Source organism: Methylocapsa aurea (genome assembly GCF_000746085.1).
Taxonomy (GTDB): Bacteria; Pseudomonadota; Alphaproteobacteria; order Rhizobiales; family Beijerinckiaceae; genus Methylocapsa; species Methylocapsa aurea.
On record NZ_JQKO01000019.1, the window covers coordinates 16,799 to 41,971 of the forward strand.

10 protein-coding genes are annotated in these 25,173 nt (G+C 57.9%); 4 read left to right on the forward strand and 6 right to left on the reverse strand.

Annotation, left to right across the window (positions count from 1 at the left end):
- Positions 1-57 precede the first annotated feature (57 nt).
- Positions 58-2,430, forward strand: coding sequence for a discoidin domain-containing protein (locus DL86_RS18790; RefSeq protein ID WP_051953387.1), 2,373 nt, complete (start codon positions 58-60; stop codon positions 2,428-2,430).
- Between the two features lie 93 nt (positions 2,431-2,523).
- Positions 2,524-3,624 (forward strand): FkbM family methyltransferase, encoded by a 1,101-nt coding sequence (locus tag DL86_RS13185; RefSeq protein ID WP_036262303.1) that lies wholly within the window; start codon positions 2,524-2,526, stop codon positions 3,622-3,624.
- Positions 3,625-3,695: 71 nt separating this feature from the next.
- On the opposite strand, the gene DL86_RS18795 is transcribed toward DL86_RS13185, so the two are convergent.
- On the reverse strand, positions 3,696-4,460 hold the full coding sequence (locus DL86_RS18795; protein ID WP_156964641.1) for a methyltransferase domain-containing protein: 765 nt from the start codon (positions 4,458-4,460) through the stop codon (positions 3,696-3,698).
- Between the two features lie 166 nt (positions 4,461-4,626).
- Positions 4,627-8,841: a glycosyltransferase gene (locus tag DL86_RS13195; RefSeq protein WP_162180436.1), complete on the reverse strand. Its 4,215-nt coding sequence runs from the start codon at positions 8,839-8,841 to the stop codon at positions 4,627-4,629.
- A 1,391-nt stretch (positions 8,842-10,232) separates the two neighbouring features.
- Here DL86_RS13195 and DL86_RS13205 point away from each other — a divergent pair.
- The gene (locus tag DL86_RS13205) at positions 10,233-13,358 is read left to right on the forward strand and encodes a glycosyltransferase family 2 protein (protein ID WP_084572909.1); all 3,126 of its coding nucleotides are present in this window, start codon (positions 10,233-10,235) and stop codon (positions 13,356-13,358) included.
- Positions 13,359-13,613: 255 nt separating this feature from the next.
- Here DL86_RS13205 and rfbA read toward each other — a convergent pair whose 3' ends face one another.
- The 4 genes from rfbA to rfbC all read right to left on the reverse strand — a co-directional run bounded on the left by rfbA (position 13,614) and on the right by rfbC (position 17,223).
- Complete coding sequence (gene rfbA, locus DL86_RS13210; RefSeq protein ID WP_036262311.1) at positions 13,614-14,483, reverse strand: glucose-1-phosphate thymidylyltransferase RfbA; 870 nt, start codon at positions 14,481-14,483, stop codon at positions 13,614-13,616.
- Between the two features lie 56 nt (positions 14,484-14,539).
- Positions 14,540-15,430, reverse strand: coding sequence for a dTDP-4-dehydrorhamnose reductase (rfbD, locus tag DL86_RS13215; protein WP_036262370.1), 891 nt, complete (start codon positions 15,428-15,430; stop codon positions 14,540-14,542).
- Between the two features lie 7 nt (positions 15,431-15,437).
- A complete protein-coding gene (rfbB, locus tag DL86_RS13220; protein ID WP_036262314.1) occupies positions 15,438-16,505 on the reverse strand; it encodes a dTDP-glucose 4,6-dehydratase in 1,068 nt (355 codons plus the stop codon).
- Between the two features lie 163 nt (positions 16,506-16,668).
- Complete coding sequence (gene rfbC / locus DL86_RS13225) at positions 16,669-17,223, reverse strand: dTDP-4-dehydrorhamnose 3,5-epimerase (protein WP_036262373.1); 555 nt, start codon at positions 17,221-17,223, stop codon at positions 16,669-16,671.
- A gap of 434 nt (positions 17,224-17,657) precedes the next feature.
- Between rfbC and DL86_RS13230 the strand changes: the two genes are divergently transcribed.
- The gene (locus DL86_RS13230; protein ID WP_036262317.1) at positions 17,658-25,103 is read left to right on the forward strand and encodes a type I polyketide synthase; all 7,446 of its coding nucleotides are present in this window, start codon (positions 17,658-17,660) and stop codon (positions 25,101-25,103) included.
- Positions 25,104-25,173: the final 70 nt, after the last annotated feature.

Here is a 25,173-nt window from a genome sequence, read left to right on the forward strand (position 1 = left end):
CAGGATTGAGGCAAGATCTTTATTTAGTAGCCCTAACATGTAACGTGAGATAATTGAATGGCGAAGGCTATTGAGGGAAAGGACGGTTTTCTTTTTCTTACTAACGACAACAACAATATTATGCAGCAGACGACGGGCCAGTATGTTATGCCCGACTCCCACTTCGAACAGGTGCTTTCCAGGCACGATGAGCGCATTGCGGTCTGCCGAAGTGTCGGCGCATCCTACCGTCACGTCATTGTGCCGAACAAGGAGACGGTTTACCGCGCCTTCCTCCCCGAGGAATTTCAATATGAAAAATTCGGGCCGACTCCGGTGCGGAAGTTTACCGAACAGACTCGCCCTAGCCAAGATATCGCCTGGTTCCGGCCAGAGGCGTTGCGGCAACTGATCGACCGCGGCGCCATGCCCTATAGGCGCTGCGACACACACTGGACAGATTCCGGCGCCTACTCCTACCTCGTTGAAATACTGCGCGAGGCCAACCATGCCTTAGAACTTGATGCCTTGCTGCGCACTGAGTTCGACAGCAGTATCGTCGGGATGAAGGGCGACTTGGACCCGCATGCCAACAGGCCGATAGAGCAGGTCAACCGGCTTACCATTCGCTCGCCGAAGTTTGCTGTCGCTTTTTCAGGCCAATGCCGCAATGAAGGCTACGTTCGGCATCAGCGGTCGCTAGAGCCAGGCGCCAAACGGCGCGCGCTATTGTTGCATGATAGCTTCTCGCAATGGCTCTTTCCGTTCTTCGGTCAAATCTACGACGAGGTGCTTTCGATCCATTGCCCGGATCTCGACTTAAGGCTCGTCCAGCAATTTTGTCCGGATCATGTGTGGTTTATTCAGGTAGAGCGTTTTTTCACGCGCTTGCCCCGTAATGGAATCGACATTGTCGCGGCCGTGAGGCAACAGGAAGCAGCCAAGGGCGTCTCAACCTCCACCTCTGAATACCTTTGTTCCATTCTGACGTCTCAGAGCACGCCGGTGACATTACCAATGCCGCTCATCAATGTCGCGCAAGGTAAGCCTGCAACACAAAGCAGCTATTCACGATGGTCTACAGAATCCGAAGCATCGCAAGCGGTCTCAGGGTCAATTCAACGTTCGTTTGCGTTCCACACCGATTTCGAGGATCGCCCATGGTGGCAGGTCGATCTGCTCGGCATCTATCCCATAGAATCCATCGTGATTCACAATCGACTGGACGGGTTTGCCGAGCGAGCGAGAACCTTGCGTGTGCAGCTTTCCGAAGACGGCGAGGTCTGGCGCCTCGTCCATGCCGGCCTCGCGTTTTTTTCGGGAGGGGCTAGCGGCCCTCCTTTGACCTTGACGTTGAACGGCATTGTTTCTGCCCGTTTGGTGCGACTCTCTTTGGACGAGAAAGAATATTTCCATCTAGCCAAAGTTGAAGTTTTTGTCTTTACTGAGAGTAAGCAGATTATAGATTTTCGAGATCGGCATGGCATAACGGATTTGAATCCGAGAAAGCTTATCGGCCTAAAGAAGAATGCAGAAAAATACCAGATCGAACAGCGGAGCAAAAATATCAATGTGCCCATAATTGGTCTTAAGCTCTTGTATGTTGGCCGATTTGGGAACATGCTGATACAATATATCAACGCAATACTTATTGCGGAGAAAGGCGGACTAAAATACGTCCAACTCGGCCAACATGAATTAAGTGACCCTATCGCGCCAATTCATGCCGGATCCTTGACCTTTCTACCCAGCAATGTTCCGCTTCCTGAAGAAGGCGCATTTCTCACCGGAGCTTTTTTCGCCGCAGCCTTCACAGGGGCGAGCGCTTCCGAGGCCGAAAAATGCCGCGTTGCACGCGAAATTATCCGTCCCCACTTGTTGACCGGACTTGGTCAAATTAAGAATAATTCGTTTCAAGATTTCCTAGCAATTCACATTCGTTCAGGCGATCTTTTTGCCGATGGAAATGCGGTTCACGCAGGCTATCGACAGCCGCCGTTATCCTTCTACATCCTGGTCATCAGGAGATTGCTGGCAAATGGAACGATAAATCGCGTCCTCATCGTTTATGAGGACCGTGGCAATCCTTGCGTGGATGCCCTTGAAGAATATCTGACCGCCGAGGGTATCCAGTTCCGTAGCCAGTCCGGCACTTTGGCGGAAGATCTCTCGGCCCTTGTCGATGCGCCTCATCTCGTGTTCGGGTTGGGCACATTTGGCTATGCCGTTTGCAGACTATCGACCCGGATTCAGACGGTCCACTACTTTGCGCCATCCCCAGGGGTAAGCTACGAATCGATTCCCGGAATCGATAAGGTTTATTCAGTCCATGACCGGGAAGGCAGCTACATAAAGGTTGGCGATTGGCATAACACCGCCGAACAACGGCGGCTCATGTGTAGTTATCCTGTCGATGCTCTGGAAGTAAGAGAATTCAACTGTAGTCGATAGCCATGCCCGCCGTTTCGAGATCAAGTTAGGTGGGGCAGAATCCTCCCAAAGGGTCAAGGATGGGAGTGTTTGCTGAATGAATAGGAGGGCCTGATGGAAGCGTTGCGACTGTTGAAGTCTTTTGGTCTTAGCCCAGATGGCATCATTCACGTGGGGGCCAATTACGGGCAAGAATTCGAGGCCTATCAGAATTCGGGGGCGGAAACCGTCGTTTATGTTGAACCCATTTCATCCGTGTTCGACGCTTTGAAAGGCAAAGTCGAGCGTGCGCGAGGCCATTATGCGGTAAAGGCAGTTTGCTCTGAGCGGGCTGGCGATAAGGTTCGTTTCAATGTGGCAAGCAATAGTGGCGCTTCATCCAGTATCTTGGAACTTGGCAATCATGCAAAAATTCATCCTGAGATCGTGTACGTCAAGCATGAGGAAATGACGACGACGACGGTCGACAAAATTGTTTCAGAACAATTCAATAACAAGCTGTTTAATTTGTTGGTTATCGATGTTCAAGGCGCTGAGTTATTGGTTCTGAAAGGAGCGATCGAGACGCTTCATAAAGTTGACGGAGTCTATGTTGAAATATCGGAAGCGCCTCTTTATGATGGCGGCTGCACTTGGCCGGAACTGGAAGCGTTTTTGAGCTCTTTCGACTTTCGGCTCAAACATATGTGGATCGGACGAAATACCTATGGTGATGCATTTTTCTTGAAGAATTCGGCGTTTTCGTTTTGGCGTCATCCTAAGCTGATTGAGCGGTCGGGAATCAACGTTGCTCTTCGCAAACCCGCAACGCAAAGTAGTCTCTCGGTCTACTCGCGCCCCAACGACGCGCAGGGCGCTGTCAGCGGAGTCCTTAATGGCTCTTACGGATTTCATACCGGCAAGGAGAACCGGCCTTGGTGGCAGGTCGACCTCGAAGCTAGTTTTCCGCTGGAAGAGATCGTTATATTCAACCGGCTCGATGCGGCGCGAGAGCGCGCCTATTTTTTCGTGGTCAAGCTTGCTTCCGAGGAAGGTAAGTTTCGTGAAGTCTATGCTCACAACGGAGTTCCCTTTGGAGGAATCGATGGAACCCCGGCTACGATCAAATTAGATGGAACTGTAGCGCGTTACGTGCGCATTGAGCTGCCTCGGGATGAGTTTTTGCATCTCGACCAAGTTGAGGTCTATTCTCAGGGCGGCTCTGTAGGACAATAATTGACATCAGTAGTGATTGATTGTGATTGCCTCGGCGCCGCGCCGGCAATGCTCAGTACTTGCTTACATCGTCAATGACCCGACAAGATCGCCCAAAATTCGTTCGTTCCCGGTTCTGGCTCCTTCACCCCGTCGAGACCCAAATTTACCGTTCCTGACGACCGTAGATCGGCAATCAACTGAGGGAAGCTATCCGCGGTAAAGACCCAGCAATGGGCGTCCGTGTATTGCCCGCTCTTCTCTTCGGCCATAATGAGCGCCTTGGCCAAGCTGAAGCGAGGTTCAAATTTCCTGGGCAGGTTGCCGTCCCACAATTCTTTCAGGCTAACCTTCTGATGGTAGTAGAAGTGCTCGGCAAGATGCCACATGTCTGGCTTTTCAAGGCGGTCTCTATGCGCCCTTATCATCTGCGTCGCCAGACTCAGAGGGCGGAAATAATCGAACGTATAGCGGCGATCGGGGACCGCCAAAAACGCAATTCCACCCCGCGTGAGAAGCGTTTGGGCTTGCTGAAACCAGAAAATTAGATCGGGTATGTGCTCGACCACATGATTTGCCACTAGGAGATCGAACCTCTCCTTAATCTGATCGACAAATCGGTTCGATTTGACAACATAATCGACATCGACAATAGCGTCGAGGTCGCGGTTCTGGTTGTCTTTATGCATCTCGCGCAACTCTGGACCAGAGAAGAAGTCGAGATACTTCACGTGATCCCCGAGCTCACGACGGAATGTAGGATTGTCGAAGGCCCCAAACTCGAGAATCCTCGGCTTCTTGCCACATAGGCGATTCTCTATGAATGCCCTCCGCCGCATTGCCACATTGCTAAGCATGGACTTGGCTCCGCGTGTTGGACGGCTCCCTTTGTATACCGTCGAGTCTTGTTCCTGTGATGCGTCGCCGTGCCTGCCTGTGTGCAGGGAACATCGCTGGTCAAGACTGAAGAGAGTTTTCCGGTAGCCCAGACCAAGAGACGGCCACGCAATCGCGTTCAGTGAATCAAAGAGCTGGCTCTGCGCCCTCACGATTGTGCGATGACGCGCGACCTATAGCGCTCATGATATGCGCGTCATATTCCCGAATGCGATCGTTAAGGGAATAGTGCATCGCGACCCGCTCAATCCGTTCCGCGCGCGTCCGCCGAATATTGTCGAGATCAGCGATCGTGTCCTTCAACGCGGCAAGCCATTCCTCCGGGTCTGGCGGCACTAGGCGGCCGAACCCATTGGCCTCGACGATGTCATGATAGCTAGGCACATCGCTGAAAAGTCCGAATAGTCCGGCGCCAGCGTATTCCAGGCACTTGAGGGCCGATTTCGTTTCGTTGAAAGCATTGTCGCACAGGGGAGCAACGGCGAAATCCATATTCGCGGCGACCTTGCGAAACCAAGGAACGAAGGCCGGATAATTTCCGGTCTCTGGTGGGAGCTTAATTACGCTGAACCATGGCTGCGGATCGAGTGCGCCGCCGATGACGAAAAAACGCACGTCCGGCCTTGCCGCCTTAAGCCTCTCCATTGGCCTGCGAATAAGCTCTAGGTCGGCGTCGTGAGTATTAGACCCCATATAGACGATATGAATCTCGCCGGAGCTTGCTTTCACAGGGACAGCAGGCAGCGGCGCTTTTGACAGCGGCGCGAACCATAATCGCGAACTGAGGCGATTCCCGACAATCTTAATATTAGGGTTCAGCGGAGCCAATCGTGCGCGCAGCGGTTCTGTTGACACAATGATTGAATCAGCCACCCGCAGCAGTTTTCTCAAGCTTGGAGCGGTGGCGGCATAGCGGCCATCGGGATCCTTGGAAGGCGGCACATCAAGCAGGTCATCGTCGATCTCGACGAGGAGCGCTACGCCTTGGCTGCGGCACCGCGCAATCGCTTTATCGACGATCAATGGGTCGAGGGAGTCCCTTTGTATAACGACAGCGGAAAGCTCGGCTATGCGCTCGTCATCACACATATCGGCATTCTTGATCCTCAAGTAGCGAACGGAGCGCGTATCAGAGTTCCTCGTCCATTCCCACATGCGGACATGCGTCGATCCGTTCGCTTTGCTCGTTTCATTATCCCCGCATGTAAGCGTTCCGACCAGCGGCGAGGACCCGCGACTCTGGCCGAGGCGGGGGAAGGCTGCTCTCGCATCAACGACCTTGCGGTAGAGCTCGGCATACCGCTCGGCCATGATCGGAACCGTGTTCCTCACAACCTCGTGTTCTTGCCAAGCCAATAAGCTGTTCATCTTGCGCTTATAATCGTCGGCGTCTTGAACGATTTCGAGGATTGCCGCGAGCATTGCTTCAGGTCCATCGTGTGGGATGAGCCAGCCCCCATTTGACGATCGAATACGCTCTGCGACAGCGCCGAAATCGAAAGCCAATACCGGCAGGCCCACCGACCACAATTCGGTGAGCGTGTGACAATAGGTTTCCGGCCAAATCGAAAAAACCGCGCCAAAATGAGCCTTGATGACCTCGGCCCGCGCGGAGAACTCCTCGCGCTTGTACACGCCATGCCGGATAATTCGAGGCCCGGAGAGTGCGCCGACCGCATCGCCCAGAATATGAAATTCGAGGCGCCCGAGCTTATCGGCATCACGCAATGCCAAAATCTCGCGTGCTCCTTTTGCGTCGTTGATGTTTCCGGGAATTAAAATGCGAACCCGTCCAAAAACCCGCGGTGGAAGAGGGCTCGCGCTCTGCATTGCCAACGTCCTGCCATGAGCTATCACCTCGAACAGTCTGTTGCCCAGGAAAGGAAAGTTTGAGAGCAGGATATCCCGCGCGCTCTGTGACGTGGTGACAAACGCCGCGCATTTCTGCAATACGGCTTCCATCATGCTGCGCCACTGGCTTATCCAGCGATGCTTGAGAGGTGGCACCCGATCAGCCGGCCATAGCTCGGTGGTGCACGTCCCTTTACTGGGCGTGCATGTGCCGCCGCAGAAGTCCAGACTGTCGTCGAGCAGCTTGACGGTTGGACAAATCGCATAAAAATCATGGAACGAGAAGACGACGGGGATGGACAACACATCGCAGCGATCGATGAGACCGAGGCTGTGCCAGGAAATATGCCGGATATGAACGAGCTCAATCGAGTGGCGATGCAGCCAACGAGCAATGACATCGTCGTATTCCTTGGACCGGTGCGAGACAATGTCGATGGGCGTATCCAGAACGTGGCGTTCCACGATGCTCAAATCGAAGGAGTGTATCAGTTCCATCACTCGGGTATTGCAGCGCAAGAGCCATGTGTCGAATTCACCCGAAAGCCCCTGCATCAGGTCTGCATTGGTTTGTGGCGTACCGCCTGATGTCGTCGACACGACATACAGGATACGCATACGCCCTGTTGCTCTTGCCTCGAGGCCGAAGGACACGGTTCGCGCCTTGTAGCGCATCGCACGGAGCTCGGGCGAAATCCTGAAGGTCGCGATCGCCTTTTGGTACTCCGGATAGCGGTCGTCGATGATCGCGCGTCCGTGGCGATAGAGCTCGGTCTTTTCTTCGCCAAAGCTCGCGGAGCGTCTGTGATAAATGAGCGTCTTGTCATCAATGACGTGAGCCCAGCCCTTGCGCGACGCCCGCATGCAGAAATCATTCTCTTCGCCATAGCCGCGAGGGAATGCGGCCTCGTCCAGGAGCCCAATATCATCCAGGCAATCGCGGCGAACATAGAGGCAAAAGCCGTTGCCTGTCGGGACGCGGGGCAGGAGACTTGGCATTGCCTGGCGCAGCGCCCGCGCATATTCCTCGCGGCTCATCCAAGTTGGGCGCGGGTTAAAAAGTCCGATCTCCGGAATGGAGAAAGCGCCTGCATTGTCGGAGGTTGCGGTCACGGTCCCGACATCTCTCGCGGAATAGGCGGCAGTGCGCAGCCCTTCGAGCCAACGTGGCGTAACGATCGTGTCCGAATTTAAAAAAACAACATCATCCCGGCCGGCATGCGCAATGCCTTTGTTGACTGTTCGGGTAAAGCCAAGGTTCTGTTCATTAGTGTAAAAGTCGAGGCCCTGAAATCCGCGATAAAGGTCGAAAATCTGTTGAATGCGTTCATCGGAACTCTTGTCATCGATGATGATCGCCCTGGCATGCTCTGTCGTATGACGAACGAGAGAATCCAGGCAAGCCTCGACATCGTCGGCCGCATTATAGATCGGAATGATGATGGCGACGCCGGCATTCGAATCACGCGCGGATAGATGCAGGGGGACGCCTTCGACGGATTTCGGTTGTACGGCGGCATTCGTGACGGTAAGAGACGCCTTGCTGCTGAGCGCTACCGGCTGACCGCGCTTTGCTATAGAAATGTCGAAGGTCGGCTTACCGGTCGGCGAATACGGAATGTGACAATTGAAGCCACCCCCATCATGCCAGGGGAATGCCCGGTGCAGATCTAATCTGGGCAAGTCTGCACAAATCGTCGCATATATCAATCCGTCAATCAGAACATCGACTTCCACAGGTTTGCCTATACCACACGTTCGGACGGCCCATCCGGTCAACAGCCCCTCCTTGTAGCGCTCGGCGTTCGCGTTAATGTCGTCTGAAAGTTCGACATCCATGCGTCCAAGCTCCCGACCCGCTGCAAGGAGACTAATGGACATCCTGCTGTCTGGCGATCCATTGGTCTGAAAAGCAGCCTGTTTGGCCGCGCGCGGGATTGCGCCGACGGGAACGGCGAAGCCTACAAGTTCGTCGAGAGACATCCCAGCGGCGACAACATCCGGCCGCGGCCTGTCCAACTTGAGAGGGAAGGCTGGCGCACCATTGACTGTTAGAACCGGCTGCGCATCAATCGCAAGGTTCGACGCATCAACCCATCCGGACAGTACGCCATTTTCAATTGCCTCGAGGTTGCCTCGCGGTTCGACAGGAGCAAAAGTGGGCTCGGCGAGGCGAATGCGGTCGCCACACGTGCGCAAACCAATCTGTGGGGCAATGAGAGCGCCGGTGTCCGGATCGCAAAATGATTCTATTGGCGCGAAGATGCGAAATCCTGCGTGGCCGTCACCAAGACCGTTTGCTCTGAGATCCTCACGAAAGACCTCGAACCAATGTCCCTCGACCACTGTTTCATTGGCGAAAACTGCCCGGTCTCTCCGCTCGCTTTGCTCGAGTAGAAGCCAGCCCTCTATAATCATATAGGAGCGGCCCGCTTCGACGCGATCTATGTAACCCTTGAGCCTTCGCTCTCGGCTGTCACTGCCAGGCATTGACCTCAATATAGTGCGGCACCTGCTAATGACGTGATCTGTCAGCCACGACGATAGCCGACTGGCTCCCGGCGTCAGCTCGCGGGATCTCAGGAGAAAGCGCTCTCGCTGCGTTTTCACTGTGGCCTGCAGCTGCTTCAGCGTGCTCACGTCTACACCTGGGTCTATTCTTCGGCACGAGCCTGCGTCGAATGTCCGAACCCCTTCGTTCAGACGAGAGCTCTCCGAGCAATGCATAGGCTAATATAGACATGCATTTTGCATTTTATCAGAATGTTGGCAATAGCTCTCAGTCGTCCGCCTGCCCCGCGCCCTATTGTCGGTGATTCTGGGTGCGGAGATCCCGAGCGGCCGTTAAGCGCGTGGGCGAAGCAGCTCGATTGCTTCAGGACCTGAAGAGATCATTTGAAACGCCGCGACAACAAATGTTGTTGAATTTGCGGGCGTGAGTTGAAGAATGAGGGATCTTGCGCATTCGACTTCAGTCTTGCCAAGGCTGGCCGGCGAACATTGACCAGTCGACCTGAAGATGCCGTGCGGAACGCCGTTGCTTCTGTCGTCATTCGGTTCGATCTTGGAGACGGCCCCAAGACCTAACGTCAGATAGCACCTCGTCGATGCCTGCCGAATAATTGCCATGGTGATAGCTTGTCGCCATGTTCGGCAAAAGTTCAACCAGATCGATCGCTGGCGCATGGGGGCGTCTGGGATCGGATTTTGGAAAGCTGTGTCCGAGCCTGTGACAGCGACACGCTGCGCCAGACCCCGACCGAACAGGGCGCCTGGGCCACACACCTAATAAGCGCCGGGCATAATCGGGCGAAATCGACAGGGAGATGCCCCAAGCTTGGCCACGGTAGCAGCGGACGTTTGACGTCTCCGACTTTGAAAGTTTAAGTTACACGATCTGGAAGTCCAAATAACACGTCGTCTTCATCCGTAGTTTCGCCGCTAAGGTACTGTACGGATAGCTGAGGAGCAGTGTTCCGCAAATTGGCCAGTCAGAGGGACGGTCAAAATTGTGATTCTCAAACATGTTCACAAAATTATATAGACCCCGCCGAGATACGCCGTGTCGCGGTGTTCGGATACGTCAAGGGCAAGAGAGCGATCCATTTGCCTCGGGTCTCCGGAGAATGAAAATGCAATTTTGCGGGCAATGCTTCTAGCCCCTAAACTGCATCAAAAGCCACGAAAATGAGGATTAGAGGCCGAACCGACTGCATCGCTGGCGCCGATCCGCCGCTTTAGGCGGCTCCTGAAACCGAGGACGCGTTAGCGTTTTTTCCGCGCCGCGTCGAGGGGCTCACACCGATAAAGCCATTGGCTTTGGCGGAAATGCTTATTCAATAAAGCTGCGCTGATTTTTAGGAATCTTATTGGGATAGCAGATGAAATTCTCCCGAAAAAAAAAACGCTTCGGCCATTTACGGGCTAAGGCTTCCGATTCGGGCCGCTTCCAATGCGCCATGTGTAGCCACACCGATCCCGAATTAGTGCGAACCGCCGCCATTGTCATGGAACGAGCGTCGGGGCTGGAAAGGCAACGCAGCGAGTTGGCGCTTGCTGACGAAAGGCGCAAGGCGGTGCTTGAACAGGCGCTGCACAACGAACGCCTTCGAGAAGCCGAAGCTCAAATTTCAACGCTGAAGGCGCGAGTGGTAGATCTTGAGCGAGATATCGAACGTCGCGGTAGGGAGAACGCCGCGTTATTGAACAGTCGCTCATGGCGATTGTCTACGCCATGGCGGGCATATACGCGGACGGCGTCGTGGCTGGGCCGGGTTCTGCGCGGCATTAAAGTGAATCCATTGTTTGATCCAGAGTGGTATCTGCAGCAATACCCGGACGTGAAATTCAGCGAAATGGACGCTTACGAGCATTATTTGAGGCGCGGCGCAGGGGAGGGACGAGATCCCAACCCGCACTTCGATACGGACTGGTATTTGCAGCAAAATGCCGATGTGCGAGAAAGCCGCGTGAACCCGCTCGTTCATTTTTATCTTCATGGCGCGGCCGAAGGCCGCGATCCGCACCCGTCCTTTTCAAACGCTCAATATTCTCAAATGCAGCATTTGCAGCCGCCGCTAAAGAAGTCGCGCAGTATATTGGGGGCGACGCAATTTCTAGCGTTTTTTCAATCGTTTGCTAGAGCGCGATCAGGCGTCAGGGGAAATTTCGATTGCATAGCCTACGGCGCCGCTCTGGGCTGGGTTTTCCGTCCTAGACAGCCAGAGTTCCAGTTCACGGTTGAGATCCTAGCTGGCAAACAAGTGGTGGCTCGGGGCAAAGCCTGCGAGTTTAGGAATGATCTGCGAAGCGCAGGCTTGGGATCCGGATATTCTGGATTTGCGGTGCCTCTCCCCCCGGATGTGATTGATAGACCTGATGATATTGTGATCCGGGTGGTGGAAACGGGCGCGCTTTTGCCAAAGGTCGGCTTTAAGCCAATGACAAGCACGACTTTCGGCAGCTTCGATGGCGTCCACGGCTATACCGTCACGGGATGGGCGCTAGACCTACGATCTCGGGAGCCGGCAAAGGTCGAGTTTTTGGCCGAGGGGAAATTGATCGGCGTCGCTACGGCAAACCTGTTCCGTGAGGACCTGCAAAGGGCGGGCATAGGAAACGGAGTTGTCGCTTTTCGCGCGACGTTGCCGATTTCCGATCCTACTAAAGAGCTCGAAATCACTGCTCGCGTTCAAGGCTCTGGCGTTGAATTGGATCATTCTCCACGGAAGTTTGGATTGAACCGTCCAATACAGCGATGGCTGCGAAGATCCTCCCGTCTTTCGCGGGAGCAGATCACTCGGCTCCGCCGTCGATTAGACGCAGCGATCGAAATCGGGCTAAGACTCTCTATTGTTATGCCGGTCTACAACACGGACCCCACATGGTTGAAAGAAGCATTGGACAGTGTTGTTGTGCAATGGTGTGGCGCTTGGGAGCTAATTTGTGTCGATGACGCGTCATCAATGCCTCATGTTCGCGAAATTCTAGAGCGCTACAGTGATCTTGAGTCGCGCATAAAATTGATTTTCTTTGATAAGCACGCTGGAATTTCAAAGGCGACGAATGCCGGCATTTTTGCGGCAAAAGGCGATTACGTTGCTTTCCTTGACCATGATGACTATCTAGAACCCGACGCGGTTTATAAGCTTTTACGCGCAGGCAAGGGCAATCCGGAACTTATATATTCCGATGAAATCATCACGGAAGAAACCCTCGCAGGCGTGGCGTCCCTCATCGCGCGCCCCGCTTTCTCCTATGACTACTACCTGTCCCATCCCTACTTCGTTCACATTGTCTGCGTCAGACGCGACATTGCATTGAAGGTCGGTGGTTGGGACGAAGATATGAAAATTTCGGGAGACGTAGACTTCGTCTTGCGTGTGATCGAGCAGTGCGAGACGATCACCCACATACCGGCTCCCTTATATCGCTGGCGCACGCATTCTGGGAGCGCAGGCCATCAGATGAAGAACGCCGTCATGGAGGCCACAATAGGAGCAATTGCCCGCCATCTTAAGCGCCTTGATATTCCAGCGAGCGTCAAGCCGGGTCCGACTTTCAACCAGTTTCGGATCGATTTTGAGGATGGAGGCGGGAAGGTTGGCATCATAATACCAACTCGAAATAGAGTCGACTTATTGCGAACATGCATCGAGTCGATAGAACGAACTGTCGACATGACACAAGTCAAGATCGTGATAGTCAATCACGAGTCCGACGATCCTGATACCTTAGGCTATCTGCGTCGCTCGGAGGGCCGGCATGTTGTTATGGCCTATTCCGGTCCTTTCAATTTTTCCGAAATAAACAATTTGGCGGTCGATGAATACACAGGGGACTGTGAATATCTATTGTTCATGAACAACGACATCGAAGCCATTCAATCTGGCTGGCTTGAACGAATGCGATCGTTAGCCGGACGCAGGGACGTTGGCGTGGTGGGTGCGACGTTGCTTTATGGCGACAACACAATTCAGCACGCTGGCGTAATTGGAGGGCTAAACGGGCCCGCCGACCATGCGCACAAGTTCGCGCCTTTTATGAATGGCGCCGATCGAAACAGAGGTTATAACGGCAGTCTGACTTCGGTGCGCGATTATTCCGCTGTAACAGCAGCATGCATGATGATGCGGAGAGAAGTGTTTATCGAGGTTGGTAAATTCGATGAACGGTTGGCGATCGGGTTCGGTGACACTGATCTGTGTCTTCGCACATTGTCCGCGGGTTATAAAATTTTGAACGACGCGTTTAGCGTCCTGTTTCATCATGAATCCGCTACGCGAGCGAAGACGATGCAACTTCAGCATCCGGTAGATACCAAACGATTTACGGAAAAGTGGCCTCAATTCGCTCGAGGCGACGGTGATGTATTTTATAATCCAACGCTGACCCTTTGTGGCGCGGAGCCCACGGTAGTTGAACGTTGCAACGCTGCTGTAGGGCGGTCAAGAAGCCAAATGGTAGTCTTGCCGCAGGTCCAACGCCGGAGTGCGCCGCACTACTAGCGCTACCTGGGTAGAATAATTTCCAACGTTCCCTGATGCGCATTCTGCAGTGCGGACATCGTTCCTAAAATTCCTTTCGGGATAGCGCCTTGATGACGGCGTGTCGCGGTTGCGGCTAACAACCGTACGCCGAAGGCCGCCGGCATTTATGCTGCGCTCCGCCGAGCGGATTGGGTCCACGCCCATGGCGTGAGTTCGTCGATGCGGCTGTTTGGCTATCGTTCGGCAATCTTTTGTTTCGCGTCGGAACCGCCATCAAGACTCATGCGCGACCTCGAGGAGATATTTTCCATAGTCGTTCTTGCCCATGCCTAAGGCAAGTTTGAGAAGCTCTTCGCGCGAGATATAGCCGAGCTGGAAAGCGACCTCTTCGGGACAGGAAATACGCAGACCTTGCCGCAACTCCAGCGAGCGAACGAAAGCGGCGGCGTCGAGCATCGAATCCGGCGTTCCTGTATCCAGCCAGGCGTACCCGCGTCCCATCCGCTCGACCGAGAGTTCGCCACGCTCGAGATAGATCCGATTGACGTCGGTGATTTCAAGTTCGCCCCGCCGCGAGGGCGCCAGATTGGCGGCGATGTCGACCACCTGTTCGTCGTAGACATAGAGCCCGGTCACCGCCCACCTCGATTTCGGATGCGCTGGTTTCTCCTCGATGGATATGGCGTGGCCATCCTTGTCGAATTCGACGACGCCGTACCGCTCGGGGTCATGAACCTTGTAAGCGAAGACTGTCGCTCCATGCGCGCGCGCCCTTGCGGAGCCGACCAATTCTGAAAGGCCGTGGCCGTAGAAGATGTTGTCGCCGAGGATCAGCGCGGAAGCTTCGCCCTCGACGAATTTGGCGCCGATGTGATAGGCCTGCGCCAGCCCCTCGGGCTTCGGCTGTTCGGCATAGCTGAGGGAAATGCCCCAGCTACTGCCGTCGCCAAGTAATTTCTGGAAAAGTGGGAGATCGTGTGGCGTCGAGATCAAGAGGATGTCCCGCACCCCGCCGAGCATGAGCGTCGAGAGCGGATAATAGATCATTGGCTTGTCGTAAATCGCCAGCATTTGCTTGGAAATCGCATTGGTCATCGGGTTGAGACGGGTTCCGCTGCCCCCGGCTAGGATTATCCCCTTCATCTTTCCCTCTTCCAATTTTTCATATGGCCGCCAGAAAATCGCTCTGGAGGCCGAAATTACATGTCCGAATTTTTCGTGACTTGTTCCATGACGGTCTGGAGCGCTTGCCGCCACTCCCTTGGTTTGATCCCATGACTATGGGCGATCTTCGCGATGTCGAGCTGCGAGCGCGTCGGGCGACGCGCCGGGGTCGGAAAGTCCGATGTCGCTATAGGGATGACGCGGGCATGGGGACCTCCGAGCGCAGCCGACATCGCGAAAATCTCGGCGGCGAAGCCGGCCCATGTCGTCACTCCCGAATTGGTCAGGTGGAACAAGCCGCGCAGGGACGCCTCGTTCGGAGACGCAACGAGATTGCGCGCGATCTGTTCGATCGCGGCCGCCAGATCGCGCGCGGATGTCGGCGTCCCGTGCTGATCAGCGACGACCCGAATCTCGTCGCGATCGCCGGCAAGCCGCAACATCGTCCGCAGGAAGTTTTGACCCTCCGGCGCATAGATCCAACTCGTCCGCAAGATGACATGGTTCGAGGTGGCGGCTCTGACGGCCTCTTCCCCAGCGAGCTTGGAGCGGCCGTAGAAATTGATCGGCGCGGTGGGATCGTCTTCCCGGTAGGCGCGCGTGGCGGCTCCGTCAAAGACATAATCGGTGGAAAGCTGAATGATCGGCGCGTCGAGCCTCGCGGCCGCCCGCGCCGCGGCGCCCGCGCCAAAGCCATTGACCGCGAGCGCGGCGTCTCGGTCGGCTTCCGCTTTGTCGACGGCGGTATAGGCGGCGGCGTTGACGATCACATCGGGGCCCAGCTCTTTGAAGAGCGCCGTGGGGTCAGATTGCGCGCCAAGATCGAATTCTGGCCGTCCAATCGCCACAACCTCGAGCCGTTCTCCGGCGCGGTTCCGCAGCGCGCGCGCGACCTGGCCGTCGCGGCCGGTCACGAGGATCCGCAAGGGGCGTTTATCGGACATCTTCCACAGCCTTGATCAGGCCCAGGCGTTCGCCTGAATAGAGCTTTTCGCGCAGCGGCCGCCACCACCATTCATTCGCAAGATACCATGCGACCGTTTTCTCGATCCCGGTTTCAAATGTTTCTTCGGCGCGCCAGCCGAGCTCGGCTTCGAGCTTGCCGGCGTCAATCGCATAACGCTGGTCGTGACCAGGCCTATCGAGCACAAAGGCAATGAGTCTTTCCCGCGGCGCCGATGACGGCGCCAAATGATCCAGGATCTTACAAATCCGACGCACGATATCGATATTGCGCCGCTCGTTTCGACCGCCGACATTGTATTTCTCGCCGACGCGGCCGCGGGTCAAAATCGTGAAAAGCGCGCGCGCGTGATCATCTACAAAGAGCCAGTCGCGCACATTGGCTCCATCGCCATAGACGGGCAAAGGCTTATCGTGCAGGGCGTTGAGGATGATGAGGGGAATGAGCTTTTCGGGGAAATGATAGGGCCCGTAATTGTTCGAGCAATTCGAAATGACGACCGGAAGACCGTAAGTGCGGTGCCAAGCGCTCGCGAGATGGTCTGCGGCGGCTTTGGTGGCCGAATAGGGCGATGACGGATCGTAGGGGGTCGTCTCTTGAAAGAACCCCTCGCTTCCAAGTGACCCATAGACCTCGTCGGTAGACACATGCAGAAAGCGGAAGCGGTTTCGCATCGACGCGTCGAGCTTCATCCAATATTCCCGCGCCGCCTCGAGCAAAGTGAAGGTTCCCACGACATTGGTCGCCACAAATTCGCCAGCGCCGTTGATGGAGCGATCGACATGACTCTCAGCGGCGAGGTGCATCACCCCGTCCGGTTGAAATTCGGCGAAGGCGGCGTCCATCGCCGCGCGATCACAGATGTCCGCTTTGAGAAAATGATAGTTTGGATCGCCGTCGACATCGCGCAAAGAAGCGAGATTTCCGGCGTAATTCAGCTTGTCGACGTTGAGAACCTTCGCGCCGACGTCCTTGACAAGGCGCCGGCATAAAGCCGAGCCGATGAACCCCGCTCCGCCGGTCACCAATATCCGCATGTCCGAGCCCCTAAATCGCTTTAGAGCATGTTCTTAAAAAAGTTGATCGGCTTTCGATATTTAGACATCGGATATATCCGATGTCTCATCAGAACATGCTCCAACTCATTGAATCTGAGCGATTCCTTTTTGATCAGATGCCTCCATCTGATCAAAAAACGCTCTAGCTGAAATATTCCGGGAGACAGGCCAGCCGAGGATGGCTCCTGTCCTTGTCCGAGAGAACCGCGTTGGCGGCGCCAATCGGCCAGTCGATCCCAATATCGGGATCGTCCCACGCAATGCCCTTATCGTCTGCCTGACTATAATAATCGGTCACTTGATAAATAACCTCGGTATCCGGCTCCAAGGTGCAGAATCCATGCGCGAAGCCGACAGGGATCCAGAGCTGCGCCCAATTCTCCGCGCTGAGCGCGGCGGAAACATATTGGCCATAGGTCGGCGACTGGCGCCGGATGTCCACGGCGACGTCGAGGATCGCTCCTCGCGCCACGCGCACAAGCTTGCCTTGCGCAGTAGGAGGCGATTGAAAATGCAATCCCCTCACCGTCCCTTGAGCGCGCGATAGAGAGTGATTCTCCTGCACAATGCGGGCTGCGCCAATCAAGGGGTCGAAGGTCCGCTGGTTATAAACTTCAGAAAAGAATCCGCGAGAATCGGCAAATTTCCGTGGCGTCAAAAGCAATGGGCCGGAAATGGCAAATGATTCTGTTTCCATGCCAGCATCCAGATCCAATGGAAAAGTGGAAAAGCCCAAGCATTCGAAACCACGCCAATTTCAATAAGAGCCCCTCAGGAGCGCGTCAACTCAGCTGATCGTTGGCGCCGTTGCGTGGCAGCGCGTTGTTCTCACGGCATGATCCTACTCATGATCCCCAGCGTTGCGCCTTTCGACGCGCCACCTGTCCGGTCTCAAGAGACCCTACCGAGCGCGTCAACACCCGAGAAGGTTGCATTGGCGATGGGTTGATATTGCACGTTGACGATGGCGGCGGTCTGATGCAGAATCATAATTCAAGGATAATCAGTTTAGTATATTTAGTAAGTAGTGGATTTTGCAATATCGTCAATTGCGGCCGGGTTTCGCTTGGCGCATCGCCGGGAGGGGCGCAGCATTTACGAGAAAAATCAGCGCGGCGGCCAAAGTCAGTGATGTCAAGGGAACTGGACGTTGGGACCGCAATTATTGGAAGAGCCTGCCGATTGCCGGGCGCCAACTCAACCGAGCAACTCTGGCAGCTTCTTTCGGCGGGCAAATGCGCCGTGTCGCGCATTCCCGCCGATCGGTGGTCATTGGAGCGATTCGGCCATCCTCGGCGCCGAGAACGCGGACGCAGCTACTCGTGGGCTGCGGGCGTTCTCGACGACATCTGGGGGTTCGATCCGGCGGTGTTTGGCATTTCGCCTCGCGAAGCCGAACAAATGGACCCGCAACAACGCCTCTTGCTGGAGCTCTCTTGGGAGGCGCTCGAGGATGCCGGCATTCGCCCTTCCGACCTTGCCGGCGCGCATACCGGCGTATTTGTCGGCGGCTCGGCGCTCGACTACGGCAACCTGCGGCTCCATGATCCGGCGGCTGCGGACGCCTATTTCGCCACCGGCAATACGTTAGCCGTTCTTGCCAATCGAATTTCCTACATTTTCGATCTCCACGGTCCCAGCTACACGATCGACACGGCCTGCTCTTCGTCGCTCGTCGCCCTGGACGCCGCCGTCGCGGCGATCCGAAGCGGACAAATCGACACGGCCATTGTCGGCGGCGTGAACGCGCTGGCCAGCCCCTTCGGATTCATCAGCTTCTCGCAAGCGACGATGCTGTCCCCGACTGGCCTCTGTCAGGCGTTTTCCGCCAATGCCGACGGCTATGTGCGCGCCGAGGGCGGGGTTGTCCTGATCCTGCGCGCGCTTGGCTGCGCTCGGGCCAATGCAGATCGCATTCATGCCCTGATTGTCGCCTCCAGCGTGAATTCCGATGGCCGCACCACCGGCATTTCGCTCCCGTCGAAGGCGCATCAGTCCGCTTTATTGGAGCAGGCCTACGCGAAAAATAGCCTTGACCCGAACCGCCTGGCCTTCGTCGAGGCCCATGGCACGGGAACGCCTGTCGGCGACCCCATCGAGGCCGCGGCCATCGGCGAAGTCCTGGGCCGGCGGCGCTTCCTTCCTCTTCCGATAGGCTCGATCAAGACGAATATCGGCCATACGGAACCGGCATCCGGCCTCGCCGGCGTCATGAAGGCGATGTTGGCCCTCGAGCATGACGAATTGCCGCAATCGCTGCATTGCGATGAGCCCAATCCCGACATTCCTTTCGCTGAACTCAATCTCTCCGTCTGCGCCGCGCCGCTGGCCTTGGAAAGGAATGGACGCCCGCGCTATGCCGGCGTCAGCTCCTTCGGTTTCGGCGGCACGAACGCCCATGTGGTGCTGGCCGACCCGCCGGATGTCGCAAAGCCGGATGTCATCGCGCGCGCGCCTCGGTTTCTTTTGCTTTCGGCGCAAAGTCGGGATGCTTTGGCGGAGCTCGCGCATCAATATGCCGCAAAGCTCGCGGGCGCCGACGCAGCGGAAATACAGCGCATCGTCGCCGCGGCCGGCCACCGGCGCGAACGCCTTCCGGAACGGTTGGTGATTCCGGTCGGCGCGCGGGAAACCCTGATCGAGGCGCTCGACCAAGCCAGCGACTGGAACGCCGAGGTTTCGGAAAGCGCCGCCGGCACAGCTATTGAACGCGCCGCGACCGTCGCCTTCGTCTTTTCAGGCAACGGCGGCCAATGGCCAGGCATGGGCCGCCATGCCTATGAGACAAACAAAATTTTTCGCGGCCGCTTCGACGCGATCGACGTTATTTTCCGCGGCCTCGCGGGCTGGTCGCTCGTCGAATCGCTGTTCAGTTCCGACATCGCGACGCGGCTCGAAAAGACCAGCATAGCCCAGCCGCTCATATTCGCCATTCAAGCGGCGACGACTCACAGCCTGACGCAGCTGGGCCTCGTCCCCGCCATGGTCCTGGGTCATAGCATGGGCGAGATCGCCGCCGCCGAGGCCGCGGGAATTCTCGATCTCGCCAGCGCCGTCCGCGTCATTCATGTTCGCAGCATCCGCCAGGAAATTGTCCGCGACGCCGGCGGCATCGCCGTCCTCTTCGGCTCGATCGAAGCGGCGGAAGCGCTGGTCGACGAGATTCCAGGCCTTTCGATCGCCGCGCATAATTCGCCGCGAAGCTTCACGATCGCCGGCTCCTTTTCGGCGCTGGATCAAGCGTCGAAGGCCGCCCATGGCCACAAAGCGCGATTTCGGCGCCTTGATCTCGCCTATCCGTTCCACAATGATCTTATGACGCCGGTCGAAGTGCCGCTCCTCGCCGATCTCGACGGGCTTTGTCCGAAACCGGCCAAGATAACGTTCATATCGACCGTGGAGGCAAGCGTCCTGTCGGGCGTCGAGCTCGGGGCTCGGTACTGGTGGCGCAATGTCCGCGAGCCGGTGCGTTTCATGGAAGGGGTGCAGCTCGCGATGCGCCGCGGGGCGCAAATTTTCATCAAGATCGGGCCAGGCGCGACGCTTGTCGCCGATATCAAGGACATCGGCGAACAGATGGGCGCCCCGATTGGCGCGCTCAGCGTGCATGGGCCAAAGCCCATATCCGGCGATCCGTTCCAGGCCGCCGTTGCTCAGGCCCTGGCGCAGGGGGCCGCCGTTGATGCAGCGATCGCGTTCGGCGCGGACCCTGGCCCAACGCCGAGTTTGCCGCACTACCCCTGGCGGCGCGCGCCCTATCGATTGGCGGAGACCTGCGAGGCGACCGGTTTTTCGAGCGTCCATCGGTGGCGCCCGCTCATCGGCGCACGGCTTTCGTCCGACGCCTTGGAATGGCGCACGCAGCTCGACCCGTTGCTGGCGCCAGCGCTCGCCGACCATCGGATCGGCGGTCAAGTCCTTCTGCCAGGCGCCGCTTTTGTCGAAATGGCGCTCGCCGTCGCGCGCGATTGGCTTGGTGTGGAAACCGCCGCGATCAGCGATCTCGAGATCGCGCAACCGATGATTTTCGCTAAGGGTGCCTCGCGCGAGGTCTTGTGCCGGGCGACGCCCGCCACGAACGCGATCGAGATCATGAGTCGCCCGCGGCTGAGCGGCGCGGCCTGGGTGAGCCACGCCAAAGCAAAATTTATTCAGAAGCCTGCTTCATCCGCGCCGCCTCCCGCCGCGCCGGGCCAATTCATAAAGGCGATTGCCGGCGCGGACCTCTACGCCGAAGCGCGCCGGTCGGGGCTCGACTTCGGCCCGGCGTACCGGCAGGTCGCAACAGCTTCGCGGATTGCAGAAAACACCATCCTTGTCGATCTCGTCGAGGCGGCTTCAGACGAAGACTATGGGCTCGATCCGGCCCGCCTCGACTCCTGCTTCCACGGTTTGATTCCGCGCTTCTCCGATCTTGCTCCAATGGACCGCCAGCTCGCCTACGTGCCGGTTCGGTTCGATGAAGTCCGGCTGGAAAAGCCCGGCGCCGTCATCGCGCGGGCGAGAATCGATATAAAACGCATCGCCGAGCGCTCCATCATTGCGGATTTCATCCTGCTCGATTGCAACGGCGAGCTGATTTCCCAATTGCAAGGCGTGCGCTTTCAGGCCATGCGCGCCCGCGCCGCCGGCGATCTCGCAGGCCAGGTGGTCGTTCAAAGCTTGGTTCTCGCCGATGAGCCCACGGCCATGCGCGGCGCCGCTTCGCTCACGACGGCGCAGCTCGCGCGCGCCGCGACGCATGAGGCGGCCGCCGCGCTCGAAGGACTGCGCCCCTCGGACCTGCTGTTGATCGAAGGCTGGGCCACCGTCGCCGCTCATCGCTTTGCATGCGCTCTGGCTGACGATAACAGGATCGACCCGGACCAGCTGATCGCGGCGGGACGGCTCCCTGCGGCGCAGCGGGGCTGGCTTGTCAACCTGCTCGGCGCGCTGGCGCAGAGCGGCCTGGCGCGTCAAGAGGCCAACTCCGAGGCCTTCACCTTGACGGATGACATCGCTCTTCCCGCTCCACACGACATTTTACATGATCTGGCGACCGTTCACCCGAGGCGCTCCGCTGCGCTTCTCCTCGCCGCCCAAACCGGCGCCGTGCTGGAGGCGCTGGCCGCGGGCGAGAGGGAGGTCGGCGGGATGTCCGATGCGACCGTCGAGTCCTTCGAGGTCGGGTCGGTTTCAGTTGTCGCTTCCGCCGATCTCCTGGCCGAATTTTTCGCCCGGCTCGCGCCGTCCTGGCCGCAGGATCGAGGGCTGCGGATTCTCCAGATCGCGCATGGACCGCTTTCCTCGCACGCCGTCGCATTGGCGGACGCGCATGATGGGCGGCTGACTATCTTCGACCTGGATCAAGCGCGCCTTGAACACGCGCGCCTTGCATTCGCGCATGACGCGCGGATCGCATTTGCCGACAGCCTCGAAAATATTCCGAAGAGCTCTTTCGATCTCATCATCGCCGCCGATAGCCTCCATCGCATAGCGTCGAGCAAAGTCCCGTTCGCCCGGCTGGTCGAAACCATGGCCTCTGAAGCGTTGATCGTGGCGATCGCGCCGGCGCCGTCCTTGTTCCAGGATCTTGTTTTCGGCTTGCGCGACGGCTGGTTTCGCGGCGGCGAGGCCGCTCGCGGCGCGATCCTCTCGCTGTCCGATTGGGAAGCTCTCTTCGCGTCTGCGGGCCTCCATGCCTTGATCGCCCAGACGGTCGCGACCAAGGCCGGCCCGGCGTTTCTCGTCGCTGGACAGGGGCCGCGAAAGTCTCGCCAGAGCCGCCCATTGGCCAAAGCTCTCATCATCGGTGAGCGCGACGCAGAAACGAGTGAGACAGCAGCCGCGCTTGCGGAGATCCTGGCCGCCGATGGACTGGATTGCGCCATCGCGCTCGACGATCAACTCGAGGAGGCGCCCGAAGCGGAGGCGGCCGCGATTGTCTTTCTCGCCAGCGCCGCCCAAGGCGAAAAGACCTCCGCCCAGTCTCTCGCCGCGCGGTGCCTCGCGTTGAAACGTCACGCCGAAAGCCTGGGGAGGCGCAAGGCGCGCCTTTGGATCGTGAGTTCCGGCGCGGTGCGCGGCGCCGCGAATTCGGCAAATCCGGTCGAATCCGGCTTCTGGGCCTTTACGCGAACATTCGCCAACGAGTTTCAGACGCTTGATGTCCGCCGAATAGACGTCGCTTCTGATTTGGCGCCGCGGGTCAAGGCGGAGCGCATAGCCGACCTCATTCTATCCGGGACGACCGAGACGGAGATCGTTCTCGATGCCTGGTCCACGCGCGTCCTGCGCTTGCATCCGCGCAACTCCCATCGAGTCCCGCCGCACTGGCTGGCCGCGCCCGCCAGTCGGCTCGAAAAGGGCGAGGGAACCGGCCTCGACCGCATTCGCTGGACGCCGACCAGCCGCAGGACGCCCGGACCAGGCGAAGTCGAAATCGCCGTCGCCGCGACTGGCCTCAACTTCCGCGACGTCATGTGGGGCCTTTCCATCCTTCCGGACGAAATGCTCGAAGATGGTTTCGCGGGTCCGACGCTCGGCCTCGAATGCGCCGGCCATATTGTCGCCGTTGGGCAAGGCGTGGAGAATTTCCGCATCGGCGACGCCGTCCTCGCCTTTGCCGGAGGCGCTTTCGCAACCCATGTCACGGCGGACAGCCGGATGGCGGCGCGTGTCCCCGAGGGCATGTCGCTTGACGCGGCCGCCACGATCCCGGTCGCCTTCCTCACCGCCTATTACGCTCTGATCGCCTGCGCTCGTCTACAACGCGACGAATGGGTTCTCATCCATGGCGGCGCGGGCGGCGTCGGCCTCGCCGCTCTGCAGATCGCTTGCTGGCGCGGCGCGCGCGTGATCGCGACTGCGGGTTCGGCGGAAAAGCGCAATCTTTGCGCCGCGCTCGGCGCGGAGCATGTCTTCGATTCGCGCTCTGGCGGCTTCATCGACGCGGTGCGTCAAGCAACGCCCGGCGGAGTTGCGGTCGTGCTCAACAGTCTTGCGGGCGAGGCGATGGAGCGCAGCATCGGCTTGCTCGAGCCTTTCGGCCGTTTTGTCGAACTCGGCAAGCGCGACTATTTGGCGAACACGCATGTCGGCCTGCGCCCGTTCCGCAACAATCTCGCCTATTTCGGCGTCGATCTAGACCAGCTCGTCCTGACCCATATGGACAAGGGCCATGATTTGTTCCGAGAGGTCATGCAGCTCTTTTCGCAAGGAATATTGTCGCCGCTGCCCTATCGCAGCTTTCCGGCGCGGGAGTTCATCGACGCAATGCGGCTCATGCAGCAATCCGGGCATATCGGCAAGATCATCATTACGCCTCCCGGCGCTGGCGAAATCCGAATCGCTCCGCAAGAAGAATTCAAGGTAGCCTCGGACCGGACACATCTGATCACGGGCGGGCTCGGCGGCTTCGGACTGGAGACCGCGCGCTGGCTCGTCGAACGCGGAGCCCAGCATCTCGTCCTCGTTGGACGCAGCGGCGCGGCGAGTCTCGCGGCGCGAGAATGCCTCGCCGATCTTGCCGCCGCGGGCGTCAGCGTTCGGGCGGAAGCCGTCGATGTCGCCGATCGGGCGGCGATCGAGGCCCTCTTTCAACGGATCGGTCGCAAGATGCCGCCGCTCGCTGGCGTGGTTCACGCCGCCATGGTGCTGGATGATGCGCTCATCGCCAACCTCGCCCCCGAACAGTTCGAAGCCGTGCTGGCGCCAAAAGTCCTGGGGGCGGAATATCTCGACGAGTTGACCCGCGATCTGCCGCTCGACTATTTCGTCATGTTCTCCTCGGCCACCACTGCGATCGGCAATCCCGGTCAAGGGGCCTATGTCGCGGCGAACGGCTTTCTCGAAGGGCTCGCTCGGCAGAGGAAAGCGGCGGGGCGAACGGCCCTCGCAATCGCTTGGGGTGGGATCGAGGATGTTGGCGTCCTTGCACGCAATCGCGCGCTCAAGGATGCGCTGGCGACTCGCGCCGGCTTCAAGAGCATGGAGGCCCGCACCGCGCTGAACCTCATGGGCGAGGCTCTGTCTCGCGCCGCCGCGACCGCCGAAGAGGCCGTGCTCATCATCGCAGACATGAATTGGGCGAAGGCCCGCGAACATCTGCCGCTGCTGCGGTCGCCAACCTTCGCCGAACTCATTCGCAAGGACCCGGCGTTCGAGGTCGATGCGCGCGAGAAGATAGACCTCCGCGGGTTGATTGCGACGCGCTCTCGAGAAGAGGCGCGCAAAGCCGTCATCGCAATCATTGCGGAAGAGATCGCGCATATTTTGCGTTTGCCGCAGCAGTCGCTGAACCACGCCAAGCCGTTGGCCGAGGCCGGTCTCGATTCGCTAATGTCCGTTGAACTGGCGGTCCGCCTCGAAAACCGCTTGACGCTGGAAGCGACGCTCTCGAAATCAGCCGGGAGCTTCAATGTCGCGGAACTGGCCGACCATATACTTGCTCTCTGCGTCAACGGGACCACCGAAGAGGCTTCTGTCGCGCAAAGCCTCAGGGAACGCCATCTCGGCAAGGACATTGAGGCGGCGGTGGCGCCCCTGTCCGCCCTCGTCGAGGAAAAGAGCCGCGACCTCACGAGGATTCTGTCCTGAAGCGCCTGCAAATTCGGTGGAACTAGAAATCGCGCCAGCGGGGAAAGGGCTTCCTTCGGCAGGATCCGAC